Below are 12,542 nucleotides of genomic sequence, written 5' to 3'. Positions count from 1 at the left end.
CCCGGTCCCAGGGGGCTGCGAGGGCGGCGTGCGGGTCATCCTCGACGGGGGTGTGGTCGGTGTGGTCGGTGTGCACGGTCGCGACACCACAGCACGACGGAACTGCCGACCCGCGGGTCGCCTCCCAGCCCGTCGGCCTGGAGGAGGGGCGCAACGCCTTCCACCGCAAAGTCCGCGCGCGTCGAGCGCGTTAGCCTTGGCGCCGCCGGCGAGCCGCGGCGTGCCGGAGTTCGCCCTCGTCGGGCAGGAGGCCGGTGATCCGCGTCCAGATCGTCTTGGCGTCCACGCGGACGAGCCTGAAGGCGCTCGCCGGGGTGATCCGCTCCGCGGGCACAGGCTCGGTGGGCAGCTCCCGCAGCCAGTAGCCGAGGGGGCCGCAGTCCCAGACGGCGAAGCCGCGCGTACTCGGCCTCGGTCACGCCCGGCCAAGCCTCGTGCGCGAAGACGTGCTCCTCGCCAATGAGCATGCCGTGGTGCAGCTTGCCCTGCCAGCCGGCGGCCTCCAACGAGATGACCACCTCCGAGGTGAGGACCGTCTTCATCAGCGGCAGCAGCAGAGGGGACAGCTTCCCGTCCTCATCGATCAGACCGCAGTCCAGCAGCTCCTTCCTGGCCGCCGCGAACTCGTCGGGCACCTCGCCGCCTGCCGCCGGCTCGGAGAGCACGATCACATGCTCGTCGGCCAGCCGGAAGCGGGAGCGGGAAACGTCGAACGAAGGCATACACACTCACTTGATAGTCGCTCAGGCCTGGGACTCGGCCCAGAAACTGAAGATCCTCGAGAAGCCCGCCCGTACGGCGCCGCGCCGCGTGAGCACGGACCGGTCAACTCCGGAGAAGAGAGCCGCGAGTGAGACGTCGGCGGGCAGGACCCGGCCCGCCGCCTGCACGGTCACCTTCCTGCCGCCTCCGACGCCCGACTGCCGCACCGTGATGACGACACCGGGGTCTTCGGCGTCGGGCTGCCGGGACAGCTTGTACGCCCGGCGGTTGATCGCCGTGAGCGTGTACGTGTCGCCCAGATACGTCATGTGCAGGGAGCGCCCGCGGTGCGTAGGCGCCCACCGGTTCCGGCTCATCCGCACGAGCCCGTCGCCCACCCGGAGCGTCGCGCGGTTAAGGGTCGGCATCGACACGACGTCCGTGTGCATGCCACGCGTCTCGAACGTGGCCGTGGGGATCAGACCACCGCGCACATCCGTGACGATCACGTTCGGCATGTCCCGACCCGCCGGGTACACCACCCGGATGTCGCCCAGCTCCGGAGAAGTGCCCCGCCAGCCGACCTTCGTGCGTCCGGCAGGCTGTTTCTCCTTCCAGTACTCGAGCGTGAACGGGCTGATGGTCGTGTGCATGTCTTTCCCTCGCTAGTCGAACGGGTTGAGGGCGCTGCCCAGCTTCTTCGCCCCGTCGGCGATACCGTGCCCGATGTCCGAGGCCTTGTCACCCACCCGGCATTCCCCGCCGGTTGTCCGGGCCGAGTGGTGTGGCGGGTTTGCGGCATGGAAGAAATACGTCACTGCCCATCAGTTGCCTCGGCCCCTGGCAAGCCTGAGCATTTGTTCGATACAGCAAGAACATTCTTTGTCGCGACGAGTAGAAGGCGCTCGTGCATCCGCCACACCATATTCACGGCGAAAGCGAAAGAACGGCATCTCAGGAGGCTTGACGCCCCAACCCGGCTCCGTCTTCCGGCAACCGCGGCGAGCGCCGCCGCCGATCACGATCGATCCGGAGAATTCGACGAGCGCAGGAAGCGTTGTCACGCCCGTGGCACCGAGCGCCGGAGTGCTCGACGACCAGCACGGCTGCACTGCCCCGGAGGTGTTCAATGTACCCGGTGCTCCAGCACCTCGTTGACTCGCTGGCGACCAAGCTGTCACGCCCGGCGACCGTCGAGGACCGCCTGCAGCGGCTGGTGGTCTACAGCCCGCACAGCGAGCTGCCCGACGCGGTGCGCCATGCTTCGATTCTGCAGCGCTGCGTATCTGCCGAGGTGCTGGCATGGCTGCGACAGTTCGAGCTGGCCAAGGCGCGACACCCGGTCCGCATTCCCCACAACGTCTCGCTCGGCATGCTGCCGCGGGTATGCATACCGATCCGGCACCACGACCTTCTCCTGGGGTATCTGTGGCTCATCGATGCCGACGAGTCGATGAGCTCGGAGCAGATCGCGCTGGCCGAAACCGCCGCCCAGGACTTCGCTTTTGCGCTTCATCGTGAGGTGCTGGCCGGCGAACTCGCGTCGAACCGGGAAACAGAGGCGATCAGGAACCTGCTGCTTTGCGGCAGCGATGTCCAGTCCGATGCTGCGCGCACCCTCATCGATTGCGGACACTTCGACCCCTGCCTCGGTGTCGTCGTGCTGGTGGCCCGGCCGGTGCTCACCCCCGATGCCGAGCCGGATGCCCAGGTGCGACTCGCTCTCGAACATGCACTCGTCAATACCCGCTACTGGCTGCCCGCAAGACACGCCGTCCACCTTGTCTCTCACAGCGACGGGTTGCTTCTCTTCGGCACGGAGGGGGAGGTCGACGAGCTGACGGTGGACCTCTGTGCGTCCCACCTCGACCACGCTCTGCAGGCTGCGATGTCCGGACTCGAGCAGGTGTCGTCATCCGTGATCGGCATCGGACAGCCACGGTCGGAGTTGGCGCAGGCACGGGACTCCTATCTCGAGGCCGACCAAGCCGCTCGTATCGCTGCTTCCATGCCCGACGTGAGCCGGATTGCCCGATGGTCCCAGCTCGGCATCTACCGGGTACTCGCGCAACTGTTCAGTCAAGACCTCGGCGAGCTCGTGCTTCATCCCGGGCTCGAGCGGCTTTTCACCGATCCGGAGGCGCTGCCTCTGCTTCAGACACTGGAGACCTACCTTGATCTCTCCGGAAACGCACTCGCGACCTCCAAACGCCTGAAGCTGCATCGCACGTCGCTGTACTACCGCATTCAGCGTTTTGAGAACTTGGCAGGCGCCAACCTCAAAGACGGCAACGAACGTCTCTGCCTGCACCTCGGACTGAAACTCGCGCGATTCACCGGCCGCTACCGGCCTGCCGACTGAACCCCCAGTCCGGCGACGCCCCGCTGCCCCGCGCCGCAGACGGGCGGCGGAGAAGGGCGACGGCCCCGCCATCGGTGGCGGGGCCGCGACCTGTCCGTGCGGGCCGGGGGCCGGGCCCGGGCCCGGCCCGCACGAAGCGTCACATCAGGTGCAGCTGTGGTCGGGTTTGAGAGAGAAGTCGGCCATGGTCGCCATGTCCTTCGACACCTTGACCGATCGGGTCTGCGTCGCCCAGCCGTCCTTGGCCGCGATCACCGTGAGCGGGTTATTGCTGACGCCGAGCCAGAGCACGTACTTACCGTTCTCGTCGGTCTTCAGGGTGTAGCTCGCCGTCTTCGAGGTGATCTGCACAGTTGCTCCCCTCAGTGGCGCGGGCGTGCCGGTGCAGTCGACTCCGGTGACCGTCCCGGTGATCTTTCCCCAGGTCTTCGGCGGGTTCACCGTGAGGGCTACCGGCACCGACGGGATTGCCCCGTACGGGGTCTTCGCCCCGATCGTGAGCTCCGCGGTGAACGTGCCCGGCTGGGTGATCTCGGCGACGTCCGCATGGAAACTCACGTTGACGTCAACGCTCTCGCCCGGCTGGATCGTCACCTCGGCCTTGTCCACCGAGAGCCAGGGGACTGCAACGCACTGGCCATAGCCGGGCAGCAGCTCGGAATTCTTGGCGGCGTCCCGCCCTGCGGGGGAACCTCCGATCTTGTAGAAACCGCAGGCGGAGCCGCCGCGGTAGACGGAGTTGTTGGAGTTGGGCAGCGCGGTCCAGGTGTCGGAGCCCGGGTCATAGGCGAAGCCCTGGTTGGTGATCGTGTTCAAGCCGTCGGTCACGCCGCCGGACACGAGGAGCTTGCCGTCTGCCGCCGAGTAGCCCATACCCCACAGGTCGATCGGCAGGTCGGCAACGGCGGTCCAACTGTGTGACGACGGATCGTAGCTGTAGGCGTGCTTGACGGTGCCGGCCTCGGTCGCCCCGCCCGCGCAATACAGCTTGTTCGCGATGGCGCCACAGCCGAGCCAGGAGACCGGCTCCGGATACACCGCGCCCGAACTCCAGGTGTTCGAGGCCGGGTCGTACGTCTGCACGTCCGTCCCGCTACAGTCGTCGAGCGTGCAGCCGCCGATGATGTAGATCTTGCTGCCCAGTACGGTCACGGCGGCGCCGGCGTACGGTTTCGGGTTGTCGGTGCCGGCGGACCAAGCACCGGTCGCCGGGTCGTAGATTTCGGTCTTGTCCACCGGCTGCCCGTCCGTGTCCCAGCCACCGAAGACGTAGAGCTTGCCACCGTAGGTGGCAGCCTGCGGCGCCGCACGGGCGATGCTCAGGTTCGGCAGGGCACTCCACGCCTGGGCGCCCGGGTCGTAGACGTAGGCCTTGTTGTAAGTGGCATTGCCGTCGGTTCCGCCGACCGAGTAGACCTTGCCGCCGACGGTGGCCACGGCGTTGTCCATGACCGGTACGGGGTAGTCGGCCACCGTCGTCCACGGTGCCGAGTACGGCGTCGCCGACGACTTCGCGGCCGCCGTCTGCGCGGTCTTGCCGGGCCGGAACCGCAGGGGGCTGTACTTTCCCTTCACTTCCTGAAGCGGAGCACCCTGCTGCGCCGCGGCGGGCTGGTGGCCGCCCGGCTGCTCACCGATCCGGGCGGCCACCGGGGCGGTTCCGGTGTTCTTCAAGGTCATGGTGGAGCTGGCCCGGCCCTGCCAGTCGACGGTCTTGCTGAGCTGGGCCGGGACCTCGATCCGGGGTGCGGGCAGGGCGAACGTGCCGTCCGTTGCCTGGTTCGGGGCCACGTCGACGGTGATGTCCTCTGGGCTGTAGGAGTTCTGGGCCGTGGCGGAGAAGGTGTGCTTCCCGGTGAGGGAGGAGAACATCCAGTAGAAGCCGTCGCCCAGGTTCGGGTCGTTCGGCGTCGCCGCCGAGGTCGTCTTCTCCGCAGGCTTGTCGGCCGAGGTCACCGTGGCGCCGTTGATGTCGGCTCCGGTGTTCTTGTCGGTCACCCGGCCGAGGACCAGGCCGCCCGGTACCGGGTCGCACGCGCCGTCGCCGAGGTAGACGTCGTCGACCTGCCACCACCGCCCGAAGCTGGCGGTGAAGTGGAACCTCACCTGGACGTTGGCCTTACCGGCGGCCTGGGGCAGTTCCACGCCCGCGGTCTGCGGCCCCCGGACGTCGTCGGTGGTGTGGTGCCACACGTTGTTCCACGTCTGACCGCCGTCGACGCTGAGATCGACGTCCCCGGTCTGGCCCGGGAGGCTGTAGTAGTCGGTGCGGAACCTCAGGACCGGGTGGGTTCGTTGGCTGAAGTCCATCACCGGGCTGATCAGCGAGCTGTCCTGTGACTTGTCGGAGCCGTATCGCGCACTGTCGATGACGGCGAAGCCGCCGGACCCGCCGGTTTTGTTGCCGCGCTGACCTGGGTCGTTGAACACCCAGGTCTGGCCGTTGCCGAGCCTCTCGTTGACGGTCCAGCCCGCCGGCGCGGTGGTGCCGTCGAAGGACTCGGTGGGGCCGGCGGAGCGGAAGCCGTACCCGGCCGCGCTGCAGGTCGCCTGGTCGACCGACGCGTTGACGTCATGCGTCACATCCGCCGAACCCACCTGCACAGCCTGAGAGTCCTGCTTGTAACCCGGATACAACGGGTCGACCTGCAGGGTGTAGGTGTCGGAAACGGGCACACTCAGCGTGTACTTCCCCGTCTTGGGGTCGGTGTAGGCGACTGCCGTCGGCTCGTCCTTGACCCGCACGGTCGCATACAGCGGCCAGCCGTGACCGGAACCGTCAAGGACCGTGCCGGTGATGTTGACGCGCGACTTCGTGCTCAGCGCGAAGTCCTCGGTAACCGTCTGCCCGTCAGCGATCGCGACACCTGAAACGGTCTTGGTGCCGTACCCGAACTTGCTCGCGCTGATGTCGTAGGTTCCCGGTGGCGCGGTCAGGGTGTAGTGCCCCTGCTTGTCCGTCATGGCCGTGACGTCACCGACGGTAACCTTGACCTCCGCCAGCGGAGCAGTGCCGTCCGTGACGGTACCCGTGACGGTGCCGCGCGGCCCGGAACGGAAATCCTGGACGTTCAACAGCAGGTTGGGGGAACCGGTGCCCGGGGCGGTCACCACTCCGGTGGTGGCTGCGGAGGTCAGCGCCCCTGCGACCTGCGATGGGGTGGCGGTGGGGTTGTCCGCCAGGTAGAGCGCGGCTGCTCCGGCCACGTGCGGGGACGCCATCGAGGTGCCGTTGAGGGTGTGGGTGGCGGTGTCGCTGGTGTTCGTCGCCGACGTGATGGCTGACCCGGGCGCGAAGATGTCCACCGTGCTGCCGTAGTTGGAGAAGCTGGAGCGGGCGTCGCCGCTGGTGGTGGAGCCGACGGTGAGGGCCTCGGTCACGCGGGCCGGAGACGAAGTGGCGGCATCGACGTTGTCGTTGCCGGCCGCCACGGCGTAGGTGACCCCGGAGGCTATGGAGTTGTGGACGGCGGTGTCCAGCGCCGTGTCGGCAAATCCGCCGAGGCTCATGTTGACCACCGCGGGCTTGACGGCGTGGGCGGTCACCCAGTCCACGCCCGCGATGACGCCGGAGGTGGAACCGGAGCCGTTGTTGTTGAGCACGCGTACCGCGACGATCTTGGCCGCCTTGGCCACACCGTACGACGAGCCCGCGACCGTGCCGGCGACGTGCGTGCCGTGGCCGTGGCCGTCCTCGGCTTTGTCGTCGCCGTCCACGGCGTCGTACCCGTAGCTGGCGCGGCCGCCGAAGTCCTGGTGGCTGATGCGCACACCGGTGTCGAGGATGTAGGCCGTGACTCCGCTGCCCGCCGTACCCGCGTAGGTGTAGCTGTTGTCGAGCGGCAGGGCTGGCTGGTCGATCCGGTCCAGCCCCCAGGAGGGCGGTTTGGGCTGAGTGCCGGTCGGGTCGGTGCCGGTGGCCTTGACGACCTGGTCCTGCACGACCGACTCCACGGCCGGGTCGGCGGCGAACCGCTTGGCCTGCTTCTCCGTCAGTTCGACGGCGTAGCCGTTGAGCGCCGTGTGGTAGGTCCTCTTGACCTTGGCACCGTACTTGGCGGCCAGATCCTTGCCCTTGCGCGAGTCGGCGTCGGCTCCCTTGCCGAGGATCACGATGTACCGATCCTTGATGGCACCGGGCGCGCCCGCGTTCTCGATCGTACCTTCGGTCTGACTCGCCGCCGTCGCGGGCAGCGCCGGACCGACGCCAAGCGCCAGGGCTGCGACGGTGACCGCGGCCGCGCCCCTGAGGGCGCGCCGGGTACGTGCAATCACTCGCATCAAAGCTCCTCTGAGGCGACGGCGAGCACCACGTTCAGCGCACAGAGGCGTCCGACCGTCGTGATCAACGTAAGCGGACGCGATCTATAGAGGGATGGTTGAGCGGAGGGGGAATAGGACATGTACACCTCTCCTACAGGAATGCAAACCCGAATCGTGAATTCTTAGATCAGGCAGATCTCGGCTCACTTCTTCAGCTGTTCAACCGGACGGATTCGTCACTTTCCAGCCCCGAGATGGCGCTCGTGGAGACGAGGAGTTCAACAGGACACGGTGCACGAGACTTTGTCCGTCCCTTCTGCCGGATGACAGGTTTACGCGGACCTTTTGGCCGGCGGCACAGCTCCGTCATCGGCCGAAAGTCGGGACAATCCCAGCGCCGGGCCGACTGCCCCGGCCAGGTCGCGGCCCCGCCATCGGATCGGTGGCGGGGACCGCGACCTGTCCGTGCGAGCCGGGGCCGGGCCCGGCCCGCACGGGGCGTCACATCAGGTGCAGGTGCGGTCGGTTTTGAGAGAGAAGTCGGCTGTGATTGCCTTACCCGCCTTGGCCTTGACCGATTGGGTCTGTGGCGCCCAGCCGTCCTTGGCCGCGACCACCGTGAGCGGGCTGTCGCTGACGTCGAGCCAGAGCACGTAATGACCGCTCTGGTCGGTCTTCAGCGTGTAGCTCGCCGTCTTCGAGGTGATCTGCACGGTCGCTCCGGTCAGTGGCCCCGACGTGCCGGTGCAGCCGACTCCGGTGACCGTCCCGGTGATCTTTCCCCAGGTCTTCGACGGGTTCACCGCAAACGTCACCGGCACCGGCGCGACCCCGTACGGGGTCTTCGCACCGATCGTGAGCCGCGCGGCCAACGTGCCCGGCTGGGTGATCTCGGCGATGTTCGCGTTGAAGCTCACGTTGACGTCGACGCTCTCGCCCGGCTGAAGCGTCACCTCGGTCTTGTCCACCGACAGCCAGGGGACATCGGTTGAGGCGCCGCACTGGCCATAGCCGGGCAGCAGCTCGGAGTTCGTGGTGACCCCGGTCCACCCTCCGAGGGAGCCTCCGATCTTGTACAAGCCGCAGGCGGAGCCGCCGCGGAAGACGGGGTAGTTGGAGTTGGGCAGCGCGGTCCAGGTATCGGAACCCGGGTCGTAGGCGAAGCCCCGGTTGGTGACCGTGCTCTGGCCGTTGGTCACGCCGCCGGACAGGAGGAGCTTGCCGTCTGCCACCGAGTAGCCCATCGCCCACACGTCGATCGGCAGGTCGGCCACAGGAGTCCAGTCTTCGGATGCCGGGTCGTAGCTGTAGGCGTGCTCAGTGTTGCCCTTGACCGACACCGTCCCGCCCGCGCAGTACAGCCCGTCTCCGATGGCGCCGCAGCCGAGCCAGGAGATCGGCTGCGGATACGCCGTGCTCGAACTCCAGGAGTTCGCCGTCGGGTCGTACACCTGCACATTGGTCTTGCCGCAGGCGGTGTCACAGCCGCCGACAATGTAGATCTTGCTGCCCAGCACGGTCACGCCGGCGCCGGCGTACGGTTTCGGGTTGTCGGCGCCGGTGGACCAGGCACCGGTCGCCGGGTCGTAGATCTCGGTCGTGGCCACCGGAATCCCGCCCTCGCCCCAGCCGCCGAAGACGTAGAGCTTGCCGCCGTAGGCGGCAGCCTGCGGCGCCATCCGGGCAACGCTCAGGTCCGGCAGGGCACTCCACGCCTGGACTTCCGGGTCGTAGACGTAGGCCTTGTCGAGGCTGGCCATGCCGTCGGTTCCGCCGACCGAGTAGACCTTGCCGTCGATGGTCGCCGCGGCGTTGTCCATGATCCGTACGGGGTAGTCGGCCACCGCGGTCCACGGCGCCGCGTACGGCGTCACCGACGGATTGGTCGCCGTCTGCGTGGTCTTGCCTGGCCGGAACCGCAGGGGGCTGTAGTTTCCCTTCACTTCCTGCAGCGGAGCACCCTGCTGCGCCGCGGCGGGCTGGTAGCCGCCCGGCTGTTTACCGATCTTGGCGGTCACCGGGGCGGTTCCGGTGTTCTTCACCGTCATGGTGGAGCTGGCCTGGCCCTGCCAGTCGACGGTCTTGCTGAGCTGGGCCGGGCTGACCGCGATCCGGGGTGCGGGCAGCGCGAACGTGCCGCCGTCCGTTGCCTGGTTCGGGGCCAGGGTGGCGGTGACGTCCTGTGCGCTGTAGTGCCTCGCCGTGGCGGTGAACGTGTGCTTCCCGGTGAGCGAGGAGAACATCCAGTAGAAGCCGTCGCCCAGGTTCGGGTCGTCCGGCGTCGCAGCCGCGGTCGTCTTCTGCGCGGGCCTGTCGGCTGACGTCACCGTGGCGCCGTTGATGCCGGCTCCGGTGTTCTTGTCGGTCACCCGGCCGACGACCAGGCCCCCCGGTACCGGCTCACAGGTGCGGTCGCCGAGGAAGACGTCGTCGACCTGCCACCACCTGCCCTCGCTGCCGGTGAAGTGGAACCGTATCTGGACGTTGGTCTGGCCGGCGGCCTGGGACAGGTCCACGACCTCGGTCCGCGGCCCCCGGAGCTTGCCGACGGGGGACCCGACGGTGGTCCACGTCCGGCCGCCGTCGACGCTGAGATCGACGTCCGCGGTCTGGTTCGTGTAGCCCCAGTAGTCGGTGCGGAAGTGCAGGGACGGGTGGGTCCGCTGGCTGAAGTCCATAACCGGGCTGATCAGCGAGGTGTCCTGCGTCTGTCCCCAACTGTGGTAACTGCTGTCGACGATGGCGAAGCCGCCGGACCCGCCGGTCCTGTTGAAGCGTCTGCCGGGGTCGTTGAACACCCAGGTCTGGCCGTTGCCGACCTTGTCATCGACGGTCCAGCCCGACGGCGCCGTGGTGCCGTCGAACGACTCGGTGGTGCCGGCGTAGGCGTAGCCGGCTGCCGTGCAGGTCGTCTGGTCGACCGGCACGTTGACGTCATGCGTCACATCCGCCGAATCCACCTGCACGTCTTGCGAGTCCGGCTGGTAACCCGGGTACAACGGGTCGACCTGCAGAGGGTAGGTGTCCCCGGCGGGCACGCTCAGGGTGTACCGCCCGGTCTTGGGGTCGGTGTAGGCGACGGCCGTCGGCTCGTCCTTGACCCGTACGGTCGCGTACAGCGGCCAGTCGTGACCGGAACCGTCATGGACCGCACCGGTGACGTTCACGCGGGGCTTCGCGGTCAGCGAGATGTCCTCGGTCACCGTCTGACCGTCGCCGACAGCGACACCCGAAACGTTCTTGGTGGCGTACCCGAACTTGCTCGCGCTCACGTCATACGTTCCCGGTGGCACGGTCCAGCTGTAGCGCCCCTGCTCGTCCGTCAGCACCGTGACGTCACCCACGGTGACCCTGGCCTTCGCCAACGCAGCGGTGCCGTCGGTGACGGTACCCGTGACGGTGCCGCGCGGCCCGGAAAAGAGCGCCGAGACGTTCAACAGCAGGTTGGGGGAACCGGTGCCCGGTGCGGTCACCACTCCGGTGGTGGCTGAGAAGGTCAGCGCCCCTGCGACCTGCGACGGGGTGGCGGCGGAGTTGTCCGCCAGGTAGAGCGCGGCCGCTCCAGCCACGTGCGGAGACGCCATCGAGGTGCCGCTGATGGTGTGGGTGGCGGTGTCGTCGGTGGACCACGCCGACGTGATGGATGACCCGGGCGCGAAGATATCCAACGCGCTGCCGTAGTTGGAGAAGCCGGAGCGGGCATCGCGGTCGTTTGTGGCGCCGACGGTGAGGGCCTCGGCCACGCGGGCCGGGGACCCGCTGCTGGCATCGGTGCTCTCGTTGCCCGCCGCCACGGCGTAGGTGACCCCGGAGGCTATGGAGTTGCGGACAGCGGTGTCCAGCGCCGTGTTGGCGCTGCCACCAAGGCTCATGTTGGCCACCGCGGGCTTGACGGCGTTGGCGGTCACCCAGTCCACGCCCGCGATGACGCCGGAGATGGGGCCGGAGCCGTTGTCGTCGAGCACGCGTACCGCGACGATCTTGGCCGCCTTGGCCACACCGTACGACGAGCCCGCGACCGTGCCGGCGACGTGCGTGCCGTGGCCGTGGCCGTCCTCGGCGTCGCCGTCGCCGTCCACGAAGTCGTACCCGTAGCCGGCGCGGCCGCCGAATTCCTCGTGGCTGATGCGCACACCGGTGTCGATGACGTACGCCGTGACTCCACTGCCCGCCGTGCCCGCGTAGGTGTAGCTGCTGTCGAGCGGCAGGGCCGGCTGGTCGATCCGGTCCAACCCCCAGGAGGGCGGATCGGGCTGAGTGCCGCTCGCCTTGACGACCGCGTCCTGCACGACCGACTCCACGGCCGGGTCGGCGGCGAACCGCTTGGCCTGCTTCTGCGTCAGCTCGACGGCGTAGCCGTTGAGCGCCGTGTCGTAGGTCCTCTTGACCTTGGCACCGTACTTGGCGGCCAGATCCTTGCCCTTGCGCGAGTCGGCGTCGGCTCCCTTGCCGAGGATCACGATGTACCGATCCTTGATGGCACCGGGCGCGCCCGCGTTCTCGATCGTACCTTCGGTCTGGCTCGCCGCCGTCGCGGGCAGCGCCGGACCGACGCCAAGCGTCAGGGCCGCAACGGTGACCGCGGCCGCGCACCTGAGGGTGCGCCGGGTACGTGACATGACCGTCGTGGTCAACGCGAGCGGACTCGATCTGCGGCGGGTTGGTTGCGCGGAGGGGGGATGAGACATGTACATCTCCTACGGGTGCGTGCAAACCCAAATCGTGAATTCTTCATCAGACAGATCTCGGCTCAGCCGCACTTCTTCAACCGCGACTCGATTCCGCGGCCCAGCGTGCTGTAGTACGGACTGAAGTCCGTGATCACGGGGAGCTGGAGGCTCCACTCGGTCTCTTTCGGCCGGATGATGCCGGCCGCGACCACATCGGGAATTCCGTCGCCGTCACTGTCCACGGCAGGTTTCACGAGCACGTGCTGACGAATCGCATCCTTGCAGGAGAACACGGGCCGCATGAGGCCGCTTTCGACGATGGGGCCGGCAGTGTCCGTGCCTGAGTAGCCGTCACCGGCTGGAGACCGGATACCACGGCCGTCGTCGCTCCGTATGTGATGACGAAACGTCAAACATGTGCTCATTACCGTGCTTCCAGAAGATGAATCAACCGGACGAGGACGGGACCTTCCAGCCCCGAGGCGGTGCTCGGGAAAACGAAAAGTTCAACAAGGCACGGCGCACGAGACTTTATTCGCCCCCTC

The 12,542-nt window shown here is 67.8% G+C and carries 6 protein-coding genes and 4 pseudogenes; 1 reads left to right on the top strand and 9 read right to left on the bottom strand.

Annotated features, from left to right (window positions below):
• Window positions 1-35: 35 nt before the first annotated feature.
• The 3 genes from ACZ3IC_RS03010 to ACZ3IC_RS03000 are packed head-to-tail and all read right to left on the bottom strand — an operon-like array spanning window position 36 to window position 1,520.
• Complete coding sequence (locus ACZ3IC_RS03010) at window positions 36-722, bottom strand: hypothetical protein (protein ID WP_467411890.1); 687 nt, start codon at window positions 720-722, stop codon at window positions 36-38.
• Between the two features lie 21 nt (window positions 723-743).
• Window positions 744-1,355 (bottom strand): hypothetical protein, encoded by a 612-nt coding sequence (locus ACZ3IC_RS03005; RefSeq protein ID WP_467411889.1) that lies wholly within the window; start codon window positions 1,353-1,355, stop codon window positions 744-746.
• Window positions 1,356-1,367: 12 nt separating this feature from the next.
• Window positions 1,368-1,520, bottom strand: a complete 153-nt coding sequence (locus ACZ3IC_RS03000; RefSeq protein ID WP_467411887.1) for a hypothetical protein — start codon at window positions 1,518-1,520, stop codon at window positions 1,368-1,370.
• 311 nt (window positions 1,521-1,831) lie between these two features.
• Between ACZ3IC_RS03000 and ACZ3IC_RS02995 the strand changes: the two genes are divergently transcribed.
• A complete protein-coding gene (locus ACZ3IC_RS02995; RefSeq protein WP_467411885.1) occupies window positions 1,832-3,064 on the top strand; it encodes a PucR family transcriptional regulator in 1,233 nt (410 codons plus the stop codon).
• A 144-nt stretch (window positions 3,065-3,208) separates the two neighbouring features.
• On the opposite strand, the pseudogene ACZ3IC_RS02990 reads toward ACZ3IC_RS02995, so the two are convergent.
• From ACZ3IC_RS02990 to ACZ3IC_RS02965, 6 genes and pseudogenes are all read right to left on the bottom strand, one after another.
• Window positions 3,209-5,557, bottom strand: a pseudogene (locus ACZ3IC_RS02990) (Kelch repeat-containing protein); the annotation flags it as partial.
• Between the two features lie 255 nt (window positions 5,558-5,812).
• Window positions 5,813-7,345 (bottom strand): annotated as a pseudogene (locus ACZ3IC_RS02985) (S8 family serine peptidase); the annotation flags it as partial.
• A gap of 488 nt (window positions 7,346-7,833) precedes the next feature.
• Window positions 7,834-8,571, bottom strand: coding sequence for a carboxypeptidase-like regulatory domain-containing protein (locus tag ACZ3IC_RS02980; RefSeq protein ID WP_467412122.1), 738 nt, complete (start codon window positions 8,569-8,571; stop codon window positions 7,834-7,836).
• Window positions 8,572-8,598: 27 nt separating this feature from the next.
• Window positions 8,599-10,191 (bottom strand): annotated as a pseudogene (locus ACZ3IC_RS02975) (choice-of-anchor J domain-containing protein); the annotation flags it as partial.
• A gap of 327 nt (window positions 10,192-10,518) precedes the next feature.
• A pseudogene (locus ACZ3IC_RS02970) lies at window positions 10,519-11,946 on the bottom strand (S8 family serine peptidase); the annotation flags it as partial.
• A gap of 131 nt (window positions 11,947-12,077) precedes the next feature.
• Complete coding sequence (locus ACZ3IC_RS02965) at window positions 12,078-12,251, bottom strand: hypothetical protein (protein WP_467411884.1); 174 nt, start codon at window positions 12,249-12,251, stop codon at window positions 12,078-12,080.
• Window positions 12,252-12,542: the final 291 nt, after the last annotated feature.

The sequence above is a fragment of the Streptomyces sp. NPDC002958 genome, assembly GCF_055563255.1.
The sequence above is the reverse complement of the archived record's forward strand: the minus strand, read 5'-3'. Positions and strand labels throughout refer to the sequence as shown.